The organism is Pseudomonas sp. G.S.17, from assembly GCF_038096165.1.
Lineage (GTDB): Bacteria > Pseudomonadota > Gammaproteobacteria > Pseudomonadales > Pseudomonadaceae > Aquipseudomonas.
This window is the reverse complement of the sequence record NZ_CP151076.1, coordinates 2,049,096-2,067,955: the sequence shown is the minus strand read 5'-3', so window position 1 is coordinate 2,067,955 and position 18,860 is coordinate 2,049,096. Positions and strand designations below refer to the sequence as shown.

General features: G+C 57.2%; 16 protein-coding genes and 1 tRNA gene. 12 read left to right on the top strand and 5 right to left on the bottom strand.

The genetic code is table 11. From position 1 onward, the window contains the following. Positions 1-79: 79 nt before the first annotated feature. From AABC73_RS09490 to AABC73_RS09480, 3 genes are all read left to right on the top strand, one after another. A complete protein-coding gene (locus tag AABC73_RS09490; RefSeq protein ID WP_341523361.1) occupies positions 80-616 on the top strand; it encodes a cytochrome b in 537 nt (178 codons plus the stop codon). Positions 617-916: 300 nt separating this feature from the next. Further along, a complete protein-coding gene (locus AABC73_RS09485) occupies positions 917-3,112 on the top strand; it encodes an outer membrane assembly lipoprotein YfiO (RefSeq protein WP_341523360.1) in 2,196 nt (731 codons plus the stop codon). Between the two features lie 6 nt (positions 3,113-3,118). Then, entirely contained in the window at positions 3,119-3,826 is a 708-nt protein-coding gene (locus AABC73_RS09480; RefSeq protein ID WP_341523359.1) for a DUF3142 domain-containing protein, read from the top strand. Here AABC73_RS09480 and AABC73_RS09475 read toward each other — a convergent pair. Together AABC73_RS09475 and AABC73_RS09470 are read right to left on the bottom strand one after the other, a co-directional pair. Further along, the gene (locus AABC73_RS09475; protein WP_341523358.1) at positions 3,792-4,370 is read right to left on the bottom strand and encodes a cysteine hydrolase family protein; all 579 of its coding nucleotides are present in this window, start codon (positions 4,368-4,370) and stop codon (positions 3,792-3,794) included. The two genes, AABC73_RS09480 and AABC73_RS09475, sit on opposite strands and share 35 nt — an antisense overlap. A gap of 27 nt (positions 4,371-4,397) precedes the next feature. Beyond that, positions 4,398-5,321 carry a LysR family transcriptional regulator gene (locus tag AABC73_RS09470; protein ID WP_341523357.1) on the bottom strand — a complete coding sequence of 308 codons (924 nt, stop codon included), beginning with the start codon at positions 5,319-5,321 and terminating at the stop codon, positions 4,398-4,400. Between the two features lie 120 nt (positions 5,322-5,441). On the opposite strand from AABC73_RS09470, the gene AABC73_RS09465 reads away from it, so the two are divergent. The 9 genes from AABC73_RS09465 (at position 5,442) to AABC73_RS09425 (ending at position 14,529) form a co-directional block, all read left to right on the top strand. Beyond that, the gene (locus AABC73_RS09465) at positions 5,442-6,191 is read left to right on the top strand and encodes a 3-oxoacyl-ACP reductase family protein (protein WP_341523356.1); all 750 of its coding nucleotides are present in this window, start codon (positions 5,442-5,444) and stop codon (positions 6,189-6,191) included. Positions 6,192-6,356: 165 nt separating this feature from the next. Further along, a tRNA-Ser gene (locus AABC73_RS09460) sits at positions 6,357-6,446 on the top strand. Positions 6,447-6,846: 400 nt separating this feature from the next. Continuing rightward, positions 6,847-7,836: an IS5 family transposase gene (locus tag AABC73_RS09455; RefSeq protein ID WP_341521129.1), complete on the top strand. Its 990-nt coding sequence runs from the start codon at positions 6,847-6,849 to the stop codon at positions 7,834-7,836. Positions 7,837-8,117: 281 nt separating this feature from the next. Next, positions 8,118-9,743, top strand: a complete 1,626-nt coding sequence (locus AABC73_RS09450) for a methyl-accepting chemotaxis protein (RefSeq protein ID WP_341523355.1) — start codon at positions 8,118-8,120, stop codon at positions 9,741-9,743. A gap of 909 nt (positions 9,744-10,652) precedes the next feature. Beyond that, on the top strand, positions 10,653-11,330 hold the full coding sequence (locus tag AABC73_RS09445; protein WP_341523354.1) for a lipopolysaccharide kinase InaA family protein: 678 nt from the start codon (positions 10,653-10,655) through the stop codon (positions 11,328-11,330). A 320-nt stretch (positions 11,331-11,650) separates the two neighbouring features. Beyond that, entirely contained in the window at positions 11,651-11,944 is a 294-nt protein-coding gene (locus AABC73_RS09440) for a DUF6388 family protein (RefSeq protein WP_341523353.1), read from the top strand. Positions 11,945-11,949: 5 nt separating this feature from the next. After that, on the top strand, positions 11,950-12,612 hold the full coding sequence (locus AABC73_RS09435) for a class I SAM-dependent methyltransferase (RefSeq protein ID WP_341523352.1): 663 nt from the start codon (positions 11,950-11,952) through the stop codon (positions 12,610-12,612). 121 nt (positions 12,613-12,733) lie between these two features. After that, positions 12,734-13,423 carry a crotonase/enoyl-CoA hydratase family protein gene (locus AABC73_RS09430; RefSeq protein ID WP_341523351.1) on the top strand — a complete coding sequence of 230 codons (690 nt, stop codon included), beginning with the start codon at positions 12,734-12,736 and terminating at the stop codon, positions 13,421-13,423. Positions 13,424-13,557: 134 nt separating this feature from the next. Beyond that, the gene (locus AABC73_RS09425; RefSeq protein WP_341523350.1) at positions 13,558-14,529 is read left to right on the top strand and encodes a magnesium and cobalt transport protein CorA; all 972 of its coding nucleotides are present in this window, start codon (positions 13,558-13,560) and stop codon (positions 14,527-14,529) included. 5 nt (positions 14,530-14,534) lie between these two features. On the opposite strand, the gene AABC73_RS09420 is transcribed toward AABC73_RS09425, so the two are convergent. The 3 genes from AABC73_RS09420 to AABC73_RS09410 all read right to left on the bottom strand — a co-directional run bounded on the left by AABC73_RS09420 (position 14,535) and on the right by AABC73_RS09410 (position 18,812). Beyond that, a complete protein-coding gene (locus AABC73_RS09420) occupies positions 14,535-15,263 on the bottom strand; it encodes an amidotransferase (RefSeq protein WP_341523349.1) in 729 nt (242 codons plus the stop codon). A 153-nt stretch (positions 15,264-15,416) separates the two neighbouring features. Beyond that, positions 15,417-17,561: a 3-hydroxyacyl-CoA dehydrogenase NAD-binding domain-containing protein gene (locus tag AABC73_RS09415; protein WP_341523348.1), complete on the bottom strand. Its 2,145-nt coding sequence runs from the start codon at positions 17,559-17,561 to the stop codon at positions 15,417-15,419. A gap of 45 nt (positions 17,562-17,606) precedes the next feature. Further along, positions 17,607-18,812, bottom strand: coding sequence for an acetyl-CoA C-acetyltransferase (locus AABC73_RS09410; RefSeq protein WP_341523347.1), 1,206 nt, complete (start codon positions 18,810-18,812; stop codon positions 17,607-17,609). Positions 18,813-18,860: the final 48 nt, after the last annotated feature.

Genomic DNA, 18,860 nt, shown 5'->3' with positions numbered 1-18,860 from the left:
GCCACCGCCATCCTGCGAGGCAGAACGAATAAACAACAGCCGCAGAGCCGATGCCTCTTCAAGAATCAAGGAAAACACCGTGAATACACCTTCCGACCGCTATACCTACAAGGCCCGCTGGTTTCACTGGGCAATGGCAATCCTGATCGTGCTGGCCTATGCGCTGATCCTGAGCCGCACGCAGTTCGAACGCGGCTCGCAGTTACGGACCTTCGTGGTGCAGACCCACTTCTGGGTGGGCATTGTGGTGCTGGTCATGGCGTTTTTCCGTATCGCCGAGCGTCGCCGGCATACACCGCCAGGCATCATGCCGCCCCTGGAGGGCTTCCTGCGCACCGCCGCCACGCTTTCCCATTACCTGTTGTATGCGTTTCTGTTCGTCCAGCCAGTGCTCGGGCTGCTCACTGTATTGATCGAAAAGGGTTCGCTGCCGATTCCCCTGACTCAGCTGCTGATCCCGTCGCCCTTCCCGGTATCCGAAGACCTCGCCGAATCTCTGGAAGACATCCACAAACTGCTGGGGACGATCTTCTATTACGTGATCGGCCTGCATGTGATCGCGGCTATCTGGCATCACTTTGTGCGCAAGGACAATACGGTTAAACGGATGGTCTGAGGTTCAGCCCAGGATAAATGTGGGGAATTCTATCTTTGGGATGAAGGCCGGGTGATCGTCGTTGGAGGCTTGCCCGCGAAGGCGTCGTTTCTGGTTTGAAGCTTCGGCGGATGTACCGGCCTCTTCGCGGGCAAGCCTCGCTCCAACAGAATCTGGATAAATCCAACCCCATTGCGGTCCGCACGACGCAAGCCCGGGCAGCACTGGATAAAATATTTTGTTACGCCCCCAGCGTCGTATCGGAGGCGGCGAGGTATGATCCCGGCGCTCGCCTCCGGGTCTCTGGATTAAGGATTTTCCATGCATAACCGCTTGCTGACTTCCCTGACATTTGTCGTGGGTGCCACCGTGTGTGTCCAGGCTCAGGCCAGCGGCGACGATTCGTGCTACCCGAGCTGGTCTATTTTCAATAACGATCTGGATGTCTGCAATAACCTGCCCTTTCTCAGCCCCGGTAACGACAGCTCGGTCAACCTGCGGCTGTTGCTGGCCAATGCCGGTCGCCTGGAGCTGACGCCGGCGGCACTGAACAAAGCGGATCTGGCCGAAGGCTACGGTGAAGTGCCGTTCGCCCTTTATCGTCTGGCGCCAGTCGCAGGCGGCACCGACGAAGAGCCGCCGGAGGGAGCTGCGGAAAATACAGACAGCAGCGTGGCCGGCTTGCAGGCAATGCTCGACACATTAGGCGTCAAGCGCGAAGCCTCGGAAGTGGCCGGTGATTCGCTGGTCGATGGCGAAGGCAGCCGTTGCCGCAGCAACAACGAAGACAGCGCCAGCGATTTCATTCGTCAGGTGGTCAGCACCCCTGAACTCAACCCGGCCGAACGCGCATCCCTGGCCAGCAGCCGCGTACAGATGCTGTCGGCCTGCGCCTGGGAATCGGAGCAACTGAGCAGCCTGCTGCCGGGAGATATCAAGTCGCCCATGGGCAAGGCTTTTCTCGGCTACCTCAACGCGGCGGCGGATTTCTACAGCGGACGCTTCATCGAGGCGACCAAGGGCTTCACCCTGCTCGCCGACAACCCGCAGGAATGGCTCAAAGACACCGCGCTGTACATGATCGGCCGCAGCGAGTTGAGCCTGGCTCAGGACAAGGCGTTCGAGTATGGGGAATTGAAGGTCGAGCGTGTCGATCAGACAGCCGCACAACGTGCCGAGAGCGCCTTCCTCAACTACATCGATGCCAACCCGTTTGGCCGCTACTCGACGAGTGCGACCGGCTTGTTGCGCCGCGTCCACTGGCTGATGAACGACAACGCCAGGCTCGCGGCCGACTACAACGCGCTGTTCTTCACCGACAGCGAGGATTTCAAACTTGAAGCGGCCGACTACGAGCCGCTGATTCGCGAAGCGGATCTGAAAATGGTGACAGTCAATACCAAGGCGCTGACGACGCCCTTGTTCGCGGCGGTCAACGATCTGATGTGGATGCGCGGCCAGTCGAGAAACAAACTGACCAAAGCCACCCTGCTCGCGCAAAAAGACACCTTCGCCCAGCAGCCCGAACTGTTTACCTATTTGCAGGCCGCCTTCGCGCTGTACGTTGAGAACAATGCGGTTAGCGCGCTGCAACTGCTGCCGAGCGCCATACCGGACGAATTGAACTACCTCGCGTTCAGCCAACAGATGCTGCGCGGCCTGGCCTTGCAAGCGGATCAGGAATGGAAAGAAGCGCAAACCCTGTGGTTGCAATTGATCCCGCTGGCAAAACTGCCGCTGCAACGCGAGCAGCTCGAACTGGCACTGGCGATGAGCTACGAGCGCGACCAGCAGTTGGCCAAAGTCTTCGCTGCGGACTCGCCGATCAAGTCGGAGAAAGTCCGTTACATCCTGCTCAGCCACACCGCCGACGCCAATCTGCTGCGCCAGCAGATCACCCAGGGCCAGAACGACACAGAGCGCAATACCGCGCTGTTCGTGTTGCTCTACAAGGACCTGCTGCGCAGTCAGTTTGCGATGTTTGCCGACGACCTCAAGCAACTGCCGCAAGCGCCTTCACCAGACAAACTGAGTTACAGCCTCAGCTACACCTATGACCAGGGCCAGTCGCTGGCATTGTTTCGCTGGACAGGCGACAAGGCCGAATCCGGCTATCTGTGCCCGAGCATTGCCGAGACCGCAGCCGCCCTGCACGGCGATGGCAAAAACCCGCAAGGCCTGAACTGCATGGGCGAGTTCATCCTGCGCAACAACCTCGACAACATGCCGCTGGATCAAGCGCGGCATGCCGACTTGCTCGGCGGAACAGCGCCGGGTTTTGCCGGCGAAGTGTTCGCCCGCCAGACCGGCTATCAGTCCGTCATCGCCAATCCGAAAGCGGGCCATGAAGACAAGGCCTATGCGCTGTTTCGCGCCATCAACTGCTATGCGCCTTCCGGCAACAACGGTTGCGGCGGCAAGGAAGTGACCCCGGCCGCACGCAAGGCCTGGTTCAAACAGCTCAAAAGCGGTTTCGCCGATACCCGCTGGGGTAAATCCCTGCAGTATTACTGGTAAAGCGCCATGCGATTCTGGCTGGCAATGATCTGCTTGCTGCAGATAACTGCGGCCAATGCTGCGGTAGACGCCGACGACTATGAGGCGTTCTGGCTGTGGGGCGGCGTGTCTTCCCAGCCAGTACTGAACAAGGCCAGGACGTTGTACGTGCTGCAAGGCCAGATCAGCAGCGCCCGAAGCGAGCAGCATCGACGGGTCAACTTCGTCGCCCAGGGCATGCCGATTGCGAAGCTGCCTCAGGCTGAGGTCTGGGTGGTCTATCGCGCCCACACGCTGCGCTGGCCCGAGCCGATCTACCGGCAGCTGTTGGGTCAGGTCAACCGCTGGCGTCATGCCGGCAACAATGTGGTGGGCATCCAGATCGACTTCGACGCACGCACCCGCTATCTCAACGAGTACGTCGATTTCCTGCGCGACCTGCGCCAACGCCTGCCCCAGGACTACCGCCTGAGCATCACCGGCCTGCTGGACTGGAGCAGCAACGCCGACGCCGAGGTCATCGGGCAGCTCAAAGGGGTGATCGACGAAGTGGTGGTGCAAACCTATCAAGGCCGCCAGAGCATTCCCGATTACGCCGCTTATCTGCCACGCATGAATCGTCTCGGGCTGCCGTTCAAGATCGGCCTGATCCAGGACGGCGAATGGCACGCACCGCAATATCTGCAGGACAGCCCGTGGTTCAGAGGTTATGTGGTGTTTCTGCAAAACCCTTGAGGATTTCGTCTGTGGCCAGCACCGTGGCGTATTCGCCGTGCAGATTGCCCAAGGACATGGCGTGGACCTCTTCCGCGCTGTGAGGCGTGCCGAAAAAATCCGCCTGATCGAAGGTAAAGCAGGCGTCATGGGCCACGATCACCTCGAAACCGAGGTTGCCACCGCTGCGTGCGGTGGACTCCACCGAGTTGTTGGTGGCGACCCCAACGATCACCAACTGACTGATTGAATCGGTTCGCAGCCACTCTTCCAGCAACGTCCCGCAAAAGGCGTCGGGCACCTGTTTCTGGATTTCCGCTTCACCATTGACCGGCAAAAATTTCGGCTGATATTTCACACCGGATTGCTCCGGCCAGAACACCGAAGTTGGCGTACGGGAAAAATGCCGCACGTGAATCACCGGCCGCTGGCTGCTGCGCCATGCCTGCAACAGCCTGAGCATGTTGGCATCGGCCTCGGGATTGTTGCGACGGCCGAGTTTCGGATGCCGAATGCCTTGTTGCATGTCGATAATGACCAATGTGGCATTGGCGAGAATGTCCATAAAAGACCTGGCTCCGTTTGATAGGGGTTAAATCGCGCTGAACACTTGGGCCAGATTCTGCCGGGCAAACTGTTCGATGACAAAGTCGACAAAGGCCCGGGTCTTGCCCGGCAGCAATTTGTGCTCGCTGTAGTACAACGAAATATTGCCGTCATCCACATACCAGTCAGGCAACACGCGCTGCAATGCGCCACTGCGCAGATAAGGCACAGCGAACGGCATGCTGACCAGCGCGATACCCAAGCCTTGCTCAGCCGCCGCACAGGCGGCTTCCGAGTCACTCATGGTCATGCGTGCCTTGAGGCTCAGCGGGCTGTGTTCCTGATTGCGATGGGTCAGCGGCCAACTGCGGATTCGGCCGGTCTGTGGCGAGCGAATCAAAATCCCCGCTTGGCCTTGCAGATCTTCCGGATGCTTGATGTCCGGGTGCTCAACAAGATAATCCGGCGACGCCACCAGGACGCGATGGGCTGGGGTCAGCTTGCGGGCGACGACCCCTTGGGGCAGATCAAAACCGCCACCAATGGCTGCATCGAAGCCCTGCCCGATCAGGTCCACCTGCCGGTTATCGAAATGCCAATCCGGCGTTATGGCCGGATAACGCCGCAAGAATTCACCCAATAACGGCAGGATATACAGGCGCCCAAACACCGTGCCCATGCTGACCTTGAGCGTACCGGTCGGTTGCCCTTCGGCGCTGGCCAGGTTGGCGACGGCGTTCTGGATGGTATTGAGGCTGGCACTGACCTCGCCGAGAAATCGCTGGCCGGCTTCGGTCAACGTCAGGCTGCGCGTACTACGCTGGAACAACCGCACGCCCAGGCGCGCTTCCAGCTTGGCGACGCTTTTGCCCACGGCTGCGGGCGTCAGGCTCAGGCGTCGCGCAGCCTCGGCAAAGCTGCCGACTTCGGCGCTGCGCACAAAGCATTCGATACTGCTGAAATTTTCCATGACAGGCGATTCTAAACTTTTGGTTTACACAGACTATCGCAATTACCCGCTACTCAGGATGCAATCGACGCCGGATACTGGCCCCCATCAACTCAACTCCCCAACGATCTGGAGAACGACATGACTCAGCAAACAGTCCTCAGCGGTAAAGTAGCACTCGTTCAAGGCGGCTCACGCGGTATCGGCGCAGCCATCGTCAAACGCCTGGCCGAACAAGGCGCGGCGGTTGCCTTCACTTTTGTCAGCTCCGAAGCCAAGGCCCGCGAACTGCAAGACAGCATCACCATCAACGGCGGCAAGGCCTTGGCAATTCACGCAGACAGCGCCGACGCCGACGCCATCCGTGCGGCTGTCGACAACACAGTGAAAACCTTTGGCCGCCTGGACATCCTCGTCAACAACGCAGGCGTGCTGGCCATCGGCCCGCTGGAAGAGTTCAGCCTGGAAGACTTCGACCGGACCCTGAGCATCAACGTACGCAGCGTATTCATCGCCACCCAGGAAGCCGCGCGGCACATGGGCGACGGCGGTCGTGTCATCAACATCGGCAGCACCAACGCCGACCGCATGCCCTTCGCCGGCGGCGGCGTGTATGCCATGAGCAAATCGGCACTGGTCGGCCTGACCAAAGGCCTGGCCCGCGACCTCGGCCCACGGGGCATCACCATCAACAACGTGCAACCCGGCCCGGTCGACACCGACATGAACCCGGCCAGCGGCGACTTCGCTGAATCGCTGATCCCGATGATGGCCGTTGGACGCTACGGACACGTCGAAGAAATTGCCAGCTTCGTCGCTTACCTGGCAGGCCCGGAAGCCGGCTACATCACCGGCGCCAGCCTGACCATCGACGGCGGCTTCGGCGCCTGATCCGCGCCGCCCGCAGCTTCAGGCGTTGGCCGCGCACCACACGGACGCGCGGCCAACGCCTGGCATTTGCTTAAGCACATGAAAATTCTGAAAAAAACCTTTGCGTTCGGCAAAGCCTTCGACTACATTAGCGCGCCTCGACAGACCAACGGTGTGACGAGATTCGGTGAGGTGTCCGAGAGGCTTAAGGAGCACGCCTGGAAAGTGTGTATACAAGAAATTGTATCGAGGGTTCGAATCCCTCCCTCACCGCCATATTAGAAACAACCCAAACCCTTGATATTCCTAGCGAATGTCAGGGGTTTTGTGTTTTTGGCCTAAGTTTTAGCGTAAGTTGGCGCTGGATTTGGCATCACTTAGCGTGATGTTTGGCACCAGCTCCGAGGTAATTCTCTCCGTTTGTTTTTCATCGTGCCCATCGGCGATAAATCATTCGGCTACCTTCGCGCGCCAACACCACAGGAATGCTTTGGACGTTCACCAATCCGTCTCCCACCCCATCACTTAACAGCTATGAAACCGTCATTTTTAAAAGACGATATTTTCACAATCTCCGCTCTATCTTCGGAAAATCAGCTCTGCTAGGGAAACTCTGAAAAAGACTTCCAAATCTGGTGAAATACGCCAGTCCCAAACACCGGACGGTTGAGCCCCGATGAAGCAAATCTCCTTCGCTGACGCCGAATATGCTGGCAAACGCAAACAAACCCGCCGTGAGCGCTTCCTGAACGAGATGGATCAGGTCGTGCCCTGGAATGGCTTGATCAAACTGATCGAACCGCACTATCCGAAGGGCGAAGGTGGTCGTCCGGCCTATCCGTTGATGGCGATGTTGCGGGTTCATTTGATGCAAAACTGGTTCGGTTATAGCGACCCGGCCATGGAAGAATCGCTCTACGAAACCACAATTTTGCGCCAGTTTGCCGGGCTGCATCTGGATCGGATTCCGGACGAAACCACGATCCTCAATTTCCGCCGACTGCTGGAAAAACATGAGTTGGCCGGCGGGATTTTGCAGGTGATCAATGGCTATTTGGGCGACCGTGGTTTGTTGCTGCGCCAAGGCACCGTGGTCGATGCGACGATCATTCATGCGCCGAGTTCGACCAAGAACAAGGACGGAAAACGTGACCCTGAGATGCACCAGACGAAGAAAGGAAATCAATATTTCTTCGGGATGAAATCGCACATCGGTGTCGATGCCGAATCCGGTTTGGTGCATAGCGTAGTGGGCACTGCGGCGAATGTGGCGGACGTAACCCAGGTCGATCAGTTACTGCACGGAGAAGAAACTTACGTCTCTGGCGATGCCGGTTACACCGGCGTCGAAAAGCGTCCCGAGCATCAAGATCGCCAAATGATCTGGTCGATTGCGGCGCGGCCCAGCAGCTATAAAAAGCATGCAAAGAAGAGCCTGATCGGGCGCATGCGTCGCAAAATCGAATACGCGAAAGCTCAGCTGCGTGCCAAGGTTGAGCATCCGTTTCGAGTGATCAAGCGTCAGTTTGGTTATACGAAAGTGCGCTTCCGGGGCCTTGTTAAAAACACCGCACAGCAGACCACGCTGTTTGCGCTGTCGAACCTGTGGATGATGCGAAAACGATTGCTGAATGCAGGAGAGGTGCGTCTGTATTGCGGACAATGAGCGCTGAAAAGCGCTCATACGCAGAAAAAAGGGGAATTAATAGAGGAAAAGGTCTGATTTTCGATTGAGTCGACATTTTTTGAGCCTCAAGCAACGGGGCCGTTGAAAACGTCTGCCTATTTCAGACCTTCCCTAGACACTGACACGCAGGAAAACTGTTGACGTCAATTATTTTCGCTCCTGAAGTTTATTAAAAAATTAAAGCAACGTCTTCATCAGCAGACAACCTAGTTGTTGGAACGGATTTCAGAATTCCTCCTAATAAACCGCTGGAGCCCACCATGAACCTGAGGTCAATGAACATTGCGCGCAGAGCCGCCGTCTGTTTCGGCGTCATCACAATTTTACTGATAGGACTAGGTGCCTTTTCTTATATCCAAATTCGGCATCTCAGGAGCGCCGAGCAGAATATAGAGACAAATACCCTGCCCAGTATCCAGGTCATTGATGACATCCAGATTGCCCTACTGCATGCCCGGCTTGAAAGTATCAGAATGCTTGCAAGTACCGCGCCCGACATTCACACAGCATCGCTGACGAAGACCCAGGAAGCAATTAAAACGCTTCAGGCACGTGCCGAATTTTATCGGAAAAACCTGATTGCGGGCGAGACCGACCAGGCTCAGTTCGAGCAGGCGGACAGGTTGATGCGTGACTACATTGATGGCCTTAATCAGGTGTTAGCGCTGGAATCTACTGATCATGAAAAAGCCGTATCCATTGCCAATAATGCACAAGCGCAAAGGGCAAGTGCTTATCAAGACCAGCTAACGGTTTTGCGCGAGCAGAACGCTCGTGAGGCCCTAAAATCGGGCATTGAGGCCGGGGACGTCTACGACCACAGCGTGAACGTATTAATAGCAGTTGTCGTTATCGCTTCAATCCTGACAGTCATTCTTGCCATTTCGCTAACCAGAAGTATCGTTACCCCTATTAGTTCGTCCTTGAAATTAGCAGAGGATATCGCCGCAGGCGACCTCACTCGTCAGCTTGAAGTGACAGGTTCTGATGAAGCATCAAGACTTATGAATGCACTGAACTTAATGGCAAAAAATCTGCGAGGTACTGTTCAAGAAATATCAGGAGCTTCAGCCCAGCTAAGCACCGCTGCAGTAGAGATGACTTCTATAACCGAAAGCGCTGACCGCACGCTTCAACGACAAAACAGTGAGATTGAACAAGCCGCTACCGCGGTTACTGAAATGAGCGCTGCTGTTGAAGAGGTTGCAAGAAACGCGACGTCGACATCCCAGGCTGCGAAACAGTCTAGCCTCTCCGCAGATGTCGGTAATAAAAAGGTGGCTGAAACCTTGGTCGCTATGCAAAACCTAACCGGGTTGGTGGAGGATTCATCTGCTCAGGTCCAAGCCCTTGCTACGCAGGCGCAAGATATCAGTAAGGTACTCAGCGTTATTCGTGCGATTGCCGAGCAAACCAATTTACTGGCGTTGAACGCCGCCATTGAGGCAGCTCGCGCAGGGGAGCAGGGTCGTGGTTTCGCCGTAGTTGCTGACGAAGTTCGGGCCTTGGCGCATCGCACACAGACGTCTACTCAAGAAATCGAACAAATGATTTCCGCCATTCAAGCCGGTTCTACTGCAACTGTCGAATCCATGAAGAACAGTACCCTGGAGGTTCACAGCACCCAACGTACTGCTGAAGATGCGGGACAATCGCTGCGTCAAATTACGGATTCGGTGCTCGAGATAAACAACCGAAACCTCCAAATTGCCACCGCGTCCGAAGAACAGGCCCATGTAGCTCGGGACGTTGATCGTAGCTTGATCAGTATTCGCGATTTAGCGATACAAAGCAGCGAAGGTACACGGCAAACTCTGATGGCAAGTAATGAACTATCGCGCCTCGCGGTCAATCTGAATGACCTGGTTCTGCGATTTAAAACTTGAGTGAAACGGCTCAGTCTGGGTAGTTCGGATATATTTGTTGTGCTTCGGGGAGGCGGCGGCGGGCAAGCTCTTATATTTCCGGACCGTCATGTCTCAAGGCAAGGAAGACGACACTCAGCTAGCAACCGGCAACAAGGCTTTGGCCTGCTGGAATAAGGGACCTGTTCAATGACCCGTCGTTCATTTCGGCGAGTCGAACAGGCTGGATTGAAGCGTTAGGAGCAAATGACAGGCTAAAAATTTGAAGCCCTCTACCATTTACTACACACACGCTGACGTTTTAACTTTTCTTCTAGTGGAAGTCGGAACTTTTCCGCCTAGGAAAGTTCGACAGGCTTCCTATATCGAGATGCCGCCCCGCCATCAGACTAAGTCAAACACGATTCGGCCAGGCGTGGCCCCTTGAACTTGACGGTCGGTTCTCTGCTGATATAGCAGTGCCATTTCTCAAAGGCATGTTCTTGACGTGCCCGAGCGATTTGCCACTCACTACCTCCAACATCACCGATGGCGAACGACATCATTTCAGCCGTAGCGGTATTCAGGTCATCCAGCAGATCACCGCTTCCTTCTGAAACGATTTTAAGACAGGGCATTTTCAGGGTCTTCTTGAATTGATACTAGTCAGACCACGACCTTGGGGTTTAGCACCTTCTATTTTCTTGGGCCTGACGACTGGTCAGTCATAAAACGTCCCAGTAGGTCGATACCAGCGACGCATACAGTCCTGCCTACGCTGGACGTACAGGCCACCGTAATGGTACTGACACCAATGACTATTGGTTCAATGGCCGACCGTCAAGTACCTGCCAACTATCCCTATCACAGTGACAATAGTTGTTTTATTCTCCGATGAAACTGTCAACTCAATGAGACTGACAAAGGATAATAATCGGACAGGAAACAGTAATGGGGACGTCTACTGTGCAGGAAAACTTCGCTTATTGGTGGGAAACGCAGGGAACTTGGGTTGAAGAACCTAATGTACGGCGCAGTGGTACCAGCGGGGTTCAGCGAGTCGTTCATAACGGAACCGTCGTGTATGTAAAACGGCAGACCGGTCATCTTTACCGCAGCCCCCGTTATCCGTTCGGCAGGCCGACTGTCCTGCGCGAAGGACGTGCACTGACCAAACTTGACCAGCTTGATGTAGCAGCGCCCAAGCCAATTTTTTATGGCGCTCGCAAAGTTGATGGCGTCTGGCAGGGCGTGCTGGTCACGCAGGATCTCAACGGCTTCCAGGATCTGGACTCCTGGTATGCGGATGGAGCTCGCGAACGGTATTCGCCTGACGAACATCTGCGCTTGTTCGAGCGGTTGGCGTTCCTGTTGTCGCGTCTGCACCTCGGTTACTGGCAACACAGCTGCATGCGGTCCAAACATATTTTCGTCAAAGTCGTGACGTCCATCGACGGTCCGCAATTCGAACTGGCCCTGCTCGACCTGGAAAAATCCCATCGCCGGATTACCTCCCTGGGAGCCGCGCGCCACGACCTTCGCCAATTACGACGCCATTCGTCCTGGACTGATACCGAGTGGGCGTATTTCCTCAAGGTGTATCACGCCGAGTTTGGCAGGGCTGTGTAGCGGTACGGTCGACCGCTCCGTGGGGGCCGGATTCATCCGGGAAAGCGTCGATCCGGTCAGCAATGTCTCCACTGCTGGCTCTACCGCTTCGCGAATAAATTCGCTCCCACAAACCCGGCGCGCCCTCTGCAACCGCGTATGCGTCAGCTATATAGCGCTATCTCCTACAGAACTCTCCGTAAATTCGGATTTATCCACGAAGTCAATTGCGTTGCACTGGAAGCCAGCCGGGGTATCGCGCACAATCGCGCCTTGCCGTCGAGTCTGCAACTGTGCAGTTCGACCTTCTTCGACTCGATCCAAACCTGCAGGAGTACCGCATGAACCTACTTGAATGGAACGACGTCGCCCTGGCGAAATACCTCACCACCAACCCGATCCTCGAAGATGAAATCAAGCAGCTGAGCGTCGAAGAACAGAAGCAGCAGACCCAATGGGCATTTGAGGATGAAGCCGAAGACCTCGGCATCGAACCCTGGGAACTGGCGTTGCAGCTGGTCGCCGAATCCCCTGAGCAACTCAAGTCCATGCGCCTGGAAGCCCATCAGCAGGTGGCCGAAACGCTGGGTATGGATTGGGATGAATATCGCGAGCTCAATGCCATCGAGGAATGACCCCCATGACCCAGTCGTCTCAAGCTGGCGCCGCTGTTTATTCGCCCCTGACCTTGAAGCTCTATGACGGCTGGGTACTTGGAGTTTCCAATCGGTTTGCCTGGCAGTGTCCAACCAGAAAAGTGCTACAGCCTTTTTTCAATCGTCACGTTGGCGCACGCCATCTGGATGTTGGCGTTGGCACAGGTTATTACCTGGCCAACGCCAATTTGCCGGCCAGCACCCAGGTAACTTTGCTCGACCTGAACCCCAGCAGCCTTGAAGCCGCACGCCAACGCCTCGGCCGTCCTGATACTCGGGTCGTGCAGCACGATGTATTCCAGCCGTTGAATGATGAACAGGTCGCGGTCTGTGATTCGATATCGCTGTTTTACCTGCTGTATTGCCTGCCTGGCACCATGGCCGACAAGGCGGTGGTGTTTGGCAATCTCAAATCCCGGCTGGCTGACAACGGAGTCCTGTTCGGAGCAACGATTTTGGGCGACGAAGCCAACCACAATGGCTTTGGCAGCAAATTAATGGCGGTTTACAACAAGAAGGGCATTTTCGGTAACCGCAACGACACGCTTGCCGGACTGCGTAGCGCACTGGCTCAGCACTTTGCGGATGTCAGCGTTGAAGTGGTAGGCAAAGTGGCGTTGTTCAGCGCCCGCTCGCCCCTTCGATAGTCCGAACTCATAGCACTGCGCAGTCTCTTCGAGCGGTTGCGAACTGACCCGGTAGTCAGCGCTTTACCTCACCGTTGCGGGTGAGTAACTTCTGCTCACTTCAATAAAAAGGAATCGCGACATGAGTGATTTGATCTCGTACCACCTGGAAGACGGTATCGCCACGCTGACCCTGAGCAACGGCAAGGTCAACGCCATTTCTCCTGACGTGGTCGCGGCATTCAACGCGGCGCTGGATCAAGCCGAGAAAGACCGCGCCGTAGTGATCATCACCGGGCAGCCGGGGATTCTGTCCGGCGGCTATGACCTCAAGGTCATGACGTCCAGCCCTGAAGCGGCCATCAGCCTGGTCAAGCAAGGCTCGACCCTGGCGCGGCGCATGCTTTCGCACCCCTTCCCTATCGTCATTGCCTGCCCGGGTCATGCGGTCGCCAAAGGCGCGTTCCTGTTGCTGTCGGCCGACTACCGGATTGGCGTCGAAGGGCCGTTCAGCATCGGCCTGAACGAAGTCCAGATCGGCATGACCATGCACCATGCTGGCATTGAGCTGGCGCGGGATCGTCTGCGTAAATCCGCCTTTCATCGCTCGGTGATCAATGGCGAGATGTTCGACCCCAAAGGCGCGCTGGATGCAGGTTTTCTCGACAAGCTGGTCAGCGTCGAAGCGTTGCAGGAAGCCGCTCGTACCGCAGCACTGCAATTGAAAAAAATCAACATGAACGCGCACAAAAACACCAAACTTAAAGTGCGCAAGGCGCTGCTGGACACCCTGGACGCGGCCATCGTTGCCGATCAGCAGCATTCGCTGTAGGCCAGACCCAGGACGCGAAGCCCGCCGAAGCGGGCTTTTTTCCGGTCGGCGAACTCGTACCGGATTGCCTGCTCTGATGCAGTAGAGCGCCCCGTTGCGCCGATAACAGCACACTATAAAGAAGCGAAACCAACATGGGCCGAGTCGTCGCTGCCGCGGTTTACAGTGCAGGCAAAAAAGTCACCAATATCACCCTCGATGAAGGGGCAGCCTGGGCGGCCAAGCCCGGCCACTTCGTCTGGATCGGGTTGGAACAGCCTGATGCCAGCGAACTGGCCAGCTTGAAAAAACAGTTCAACCTGCATGAACTGGCCATCGAAGATGCCATGGAGGTACATAGCCGTCCCAAGCTGGAAACCTTCGGTGACGCGCTGTTTATCGTGACCTACGCGCCAGTGCGCGAGAACGGCAAGCTCGAATTCATCGAAACCCATATCTTCGCCGGCAAGGGCTACATCATCACCTCACGTAACGGCCATTCGAAATCCTACGGGCTGGTGCGCCAACGTTGCGAGGCAAGGCCGCTGCTGCTCGAACATGGCGAGGACTTCGTACTGTATGCGCTGCTGGACTTCGTCACCGAGAACTACCAGCCGGTGACCGAAGCGATTCACTGCGAACTCGAAGACCTGGAACACAACGTGCTGAACGGCTCCTTGAACGAATCCGACATTCAGCGCATCCACAGCCTGCGCCGCGATCTGCTGCGTTTGCGGCGCTATGTATCGCCCATGGTGGAAGTTGGCGAGGAGTTGCAGCGCCTGGATTTCCCGTTCATCGACAAGAACATGCGGCCGTACTTTCGCGACGTGGAGATCCACGTCAAACGCCAGATGGAAGACCTGGGCAATTTGCGCGATATCGCCAGTCAGACCATCGAGATCGGCTTGCTGCTGGAGTCATCCCGGCAAAGCATCGTGCAACGCAAGTTCGCCGCCTGGGCCGCGATCCTGGCCTTTCCCACGGCGATTGCCGGAATCTACGGCATGAACTTCGAGAACATGCCGGAGCTGACCTGGCATTACGGCTATTTCACCGTGCTGGCCGTCATTGTCGGCGGCTGTACAGCGCTGTTCGCCAGCTTCAAGCGGTCGGGGTGGCTTTAAAGCAGCTAAACCGCTGCTTTATCTGCCTTGTGTGCCACAAACCGCATCATCCACTCGGCCACCGTCGTGCCGTTGTGCTCGTAATCCAGGCTGGCAATGCCCTGCTGATAAATGTGTTCACCCAGGCATTGCTGGCGGATGTCCAGCAAAGTGCGGGAGTAGTCGTGGATGAATTCCGGGTGGCCCTGGAAGCACAGCACCTGGTCGTTGATGTGATACGCGGCAAACGGGCAGAACTCGCTTGAGGCGATGACCGTAGCGTTTGCCGGCAGCGCAGTGACCTGATCCTGATGGCTGATCAGCAAGGTCAGCTTGTCCATGGCCGGACTCATCCAGGGCGTAGCAGGCGCCAGGGTGTAGTTGTGAATGCCCACGCCCCAGCCTTGCGTTGCCCGTTCGCTCTTGCCGCCAAGCAGCAAGGCCAGCAACTGATGCCCGAAGCAGATGCCCAGCAACTTGTCGCCGCGCTGATAACGTTCAAGCAGGTAGGTCCTGAGGGTTTCGATCCACGGATCAGTGCCGAACGAGTCAGCCTTGCTGCCCGTCACCAGGTAGGCATCGAAACGCTCGCCTTCGGGCGGATAAATGCCCTGCATCACGTTGTAGACAGTGAACTCGGCGGCAATCGGTTGCTGTGCAAAAAGCAGTTCGAACATCCGCCCGTAACCATGATATTGATCGACCAGTTCTGGGCGAAGGACGTCGGTTTCCAGAATGCAGATGCGTAACGGCATAAGAAAAAGTACCTGAAGCGGTAATGGCGATAATGCACTGACAAAGCCTGCCTTGAACGAGCACCGCAAGGCAAGGGGCGATTCACCCATCGGTGCGTTATTAGCTGAACCTTTGCTGTACTGATTCGCAGTCGTGCTGCCGCCCGCAGGCCTTCAGAACAAATCGCCCTTGAGGACCTTTTCAAGCAACAGTGCTGGCGGTTCGAAGCGCTCACCGTAGCGCCCGGCCAGATACCGTGCCCGGTCAATAAACCCCTGGATCCCATACTGGTTGATGAACTGCAACGCGCCGCCGGTCCAGCCCGCAAAGCCGATACCGAAGATCGAGCCGATATTAGCGTCGGCCACCGACAGCAGCACGCCCTCCTCCAGGCAGCGCACGGTCTCGATGGCCTGAATGAACAACAGGCGATCACGGACGTCTTGCGCGCAAATCTGCGCATCCGCCCGCTCGAAACGACTTTTCAGTTCCGGCCACAACTGCTTGGGCGCGCCCTCGGGATAATCATAGAACCCGCCGCCTGCCGCTTTGCCGACGCGTTTGTATTCGTTAACCAGCAGATCGACAACAGCAAAAGCCGGATGCTGCGGAACAGGTTGGCCTTCAGCGGTCAGATCCTTCAGTGCTTGCTGACGGATGTGGCTCATCAGGCTCAAGGACACCTCATCGGCGATCGCCAGCGGTCCAGTCGGCATTCCGGCCTTGCGCGCTTCGTTCTCGATCATCGCCGCCGAAATGCCCTCGCCCAGCATGGCGATACCTTCATGGGTAAAGGTCGCGAATACCCGGGAAGTGAAAAAGCCGCGGCTGTCTGCCACCACAATGGGGATTTTTTTGATTTGCAGCACGAAGTCAAAAGCCCGGGCCAGCGTTGCAGCACTGGTACGCTGGCCCTTGATGATTTCCACCAGTTGCATCTTGTCCACCGGGCTGAAGAAATGCAGCCCGATAAAACGCTCAGGCCGGGAAACCGCCTGGGCCAGACCGGTAATCGGCAGCGTCGAAGTGTTGGACGCAATCACTGCATTCTGCAGCGCGAACTGCTCTGCAGCGGCACTGACTTTGGCCTTGAGCTCCCGGTCCTCGAACACCGCTTCGATGATCAGGTCGCAACCCTCCAGATCAGAATCGCGCCCGGTCGGATGAATGCGCGCAAGAATCGCTTCACGCTTCTGCGCGTCCATGCGTCCAGCTGCAACCTGCTTGTCCAGCAGCTTGGCAGAATGCTCCTTGCCCTTTTGCGCGGCGGCGAAATTCACGTCCTTAAGCACCACCGCAATGCCCGCGCAGGCACTGACATACGCAATGCCCGCGCCCATCATGCCGGCGCCCAGAACCCCGACTTTGCGGGTGGCGAACGCTGGTGGGCCTTGGGGGCGAGACTTGCCGGCATTGATTTCGTTGAGCTGAAACCAGAAGGTGCCGATCATGTTCTTGGCGATCTGGCCGGTGACCAGCTCAGTGAAGTAACGCGTCTCGATTGCCAGCGCGGTGTCGAAATTCACCTGCGCGCCCTCCACCGCCGCGCAGAGAATTTTCTCCGGTGCCGGGTAGCAACCCTGGGTTTTGTTGCGCAGGATCGAGGGGGCGATGGCCAGCATTTGCGCAACGTTCGGTTGGGCCGGAGTACCGCCGGGAAGCTGATAACCCGGCATATCCCAAGGCTGCCGGGCGTCAGGATTGGCCATGATCCATTGCCTGGCCATGGCCAGCATTTCATCGCTGCTGGCGGCAAGCTGATCGATCAGGCCAGCTTGCAGGGCTTGCTGCGCGCCGAGTTTCTTGCCTTCGAGCAGATACGGCAGCGCCTTTTCCAGGCCCAGCTTGCGCACCATGCGCACCACACCCCCACCACCCGGCAACAAACCCAGGGTCACTTCCGGCAGGCCGATGGAAACCCCGCCGCAATTCAGGGCGATACGGTGATGGCAGGCAAGGCAGATTTCCCAGCCGCCACCCAACGCTGCGCCATTGATTGCCGCGACCACCGGTTTACCCAGGGTTTCCAGGCTGCGCAATTGCGCCTTTAGTTCGGTGACCATTGCCTGAAACCACTGCGCGCGGTCCTTGCCGACCCGGATCAATTCATTCAAGTCACCGCCGGCAAAGAACGTCGGCTTGGCCGAGGTGATAATCACCCCGGCAATCGACGCGAATTCGTCCTGCAGACGGGCAACGGTGGCGGCCATGGCATCGCGATAGACCGCGTTCATGGTATTGGCGCTTTGTCCCGGCATGTCGATGGTCAGGATAACAATCTGGTCCTGGCCTTTTTCATAGCGAATGGCATCGGTCATAACAGGTGATCTCAACGAATCCACAAGAAGGAAAGCAACAACGGCTCAATAACACTCGATGATGGTCGCAATGCCCATGCCGCCACCGACACACAGCGTTGCCAGGCCATAGCGCAACTGGCGCGCCTCAAGCTCGTCGAGCAAGGTGCCGAGTATCATGCAGCCGGTCGCGCCGAGGGGATGGCCCATGGCGATGGAGCCGCCGTTGACATTGACCTTGTCGGGATCAACCGCCATGTCCTTGATGAACTTGAGCACGACTGAAGCGAAGGCTTCGTTGACTTCGAACAGGTCGATGTCATCGACCGTCAACCCGGCCTTGGCGAGTGCCTTGCGCGTCGCCGGGGCCGGCCCGGTGAGCATGATGGTCGGATCGGTGCCGGTGACCGCCGTCGCCACGATCCGCCCTCGCGCCTGCAGCCCCAACGCCTTGCCCTTGGCCGCCGAGCCGATGAGCATCGCCGCCGCGCCGTCGACGATCCCGGAACTGTTGCCTGGCGTATGCACGTGGTTGATGCGTTCTACGTGGCTGTAGACCCGCAGAGCGGTGGCATCGAAACCCATCCGGCCGATCATTTCAAAGCTGGGCTTGAGATTGCCCAAACCTTCCAGCGTCGAGTCGGCGCGAATGAATTCATCGTGATCCAGCAACACCGTGCCGTTCTGGTCCCGCACCGGCACCAGCGACCTGGCGAACGCCCCGGCCTGTCGTGCCCGAGCGGCTTTTTGCTGCGAATGCAGTGCGTAGGCGTCCACATCCTGGCGGGTGAAACCTTCCAGCGTGGCGATCAGATCGGCGCCAATGCCTTGGGGCGTGAAGTGACACTGCAGGTTGGTCTGCGGGTCCAGCACCCAGGCGCCGCCGTCACTGCCCATGGGGACCCGCGACATGGATTCCACGCCACCGACCACTACCAGTTCCTCAAAACCGGAGCGAATCTTCATCGCCCCGAGGTTCACCGCTTCAAGACCCGACGCGCAAAACCGATTGATCTGCACCCCGGCCACGCTCACATCCCAATCGGCGACCAGCGCTGCCGTCTTGGCAATATCCGCACCCTGCTCTCCCACAGGCGTGACACAGCCGAGCACGATGTCATCGACCTGAGCGGTATCCAGATGATTGCGCAGCTGCAATGCCGCCAGCAGCCCGGCGATCAGGTTCACGGGCTTGACACTGTATAGCGCTCCATCGGATTTGCCCTTGCCGCGCGGGGTGCGTACCGCGTCGAAAATCAGCGCTTCTGTCATGTGTCTTCAGAGCCTTCATTATTGTTGGAATAAATACCGTGCTGACAC

What these genes read in the sequence shown, in the direction of transcription:
- AABC73_RS09485 (WP_341523360.1), top strand. Translation starts at nt 917, where the DNA reads ATGCATAACCGCTTGCTGACTTCCCTGACATTTGTCGTGGGTGCCACC.
- AABC73_RS09480 (WP_341523359.1), top strand. Translation starts at nt 3,119, where the DNA reads ATGCGATTCTGGCTGGCAATGATCTGCTTGCTGCAGATAACTGCGGCC.
- AABC73_RS09475 (WP_341523358.1), bottom strand. Translation starts at nt 4,370, where the DNA reads ATGGACATTCTCGCCAATGCCACATTGGTCATTATCGACATGCAACAA.
- AABC73_RS09470 (WP_341523357.1), bottom strand. Translation starts at nt 5,321, where the DNA reads ATGGAAAATTTCAGCAGTATCGAATGCTTTGTGCGCAGCGCCGAAGTC.
- AABC73_RS09465 (WP_341523356.1), top strand. Translation starts at nt 5,442, where the DNA reads ATGACTCAGCAAACAGTCCTCAGCGGTAAAGTAGCACTCGTTCAAGGC.
- AABC73_RS09455 (WP_341521129.1), top strand. Translation starts at nt 6,847, where the DNA reads ATGAAGCAAATCTCCTTCGCTGACGCCGAATATGCTGGCAAACGCAAA.
- AABC73_RS09450 (WP_341523355.1), top strand. Translation starts at nt 8,118, where the DNA reads ATGAACCTGAGGTCAATGAACATTGCGCGCAGAGCCGCCGTCTGTTTC.
- AABC73_RS09445 (WP_341523354.1), top strand. Translation starts at nt 10,653, where the DNA reads ATGGGGACGTCTACTGTGCAGGAAAACTTCGCTTATTGGTGGGAAACG.
- AABC73_RS09440 (WP_341523353.1), top strand. Translation starts at nt 11,651, where the DNA reads ATGAACCTACTTGAATGGAACGACGTCGCCCTGGCGAAATACCTCACC.
- AABC73_RS09435 (WP_341523352.1), top strand. Translation starts at nt 11,950, where the DNA reads ATGACCCAGTCGTCTCAAGCTGGCGCCGCTGTTTATTCGCCCCTGACC.
- AABC73_RS09430 (WP_341523351.1), top strand. Translation starts at nt 12,734, where the DNA reads ATGAGTGATTTGATCTCGTACCACCTGGAAGACGGTATCGCCACGCTG.
- AABC73_RS09425 (WP_341523350.1), top strand. Translation starts at nt 13,558, where the DNA reads ATGGGCCGAGTCGTCGCTGCCGCGGTTTACAGTGCAGGCAAAAAAGTC.
- AABC73_RS09420 (WP_341523349.1), bottom strand. Translation starts at nt 15,263, where the DNA reads ATGCCGTTACGCATCTGCATTCTGGAAACCGACGTCCTTCGCCCAGAA.
- AABC73_RS09415 (WP_341523348.1), bottom strand. Translation starts at nt 17,561, where the DNA reads ATGACCGATGCCATTCGCTATGAAAAAGGCCAGGACCAGATTGTTATC.
- AABC73_RS09410 (WP_341523347.1), bottom strand. Translation starts at nt 18,812, where the DNA reads ATGACAGAAGCGCTGATTTTCGACGCGGTACGCACCCCGCGCGGCAAG.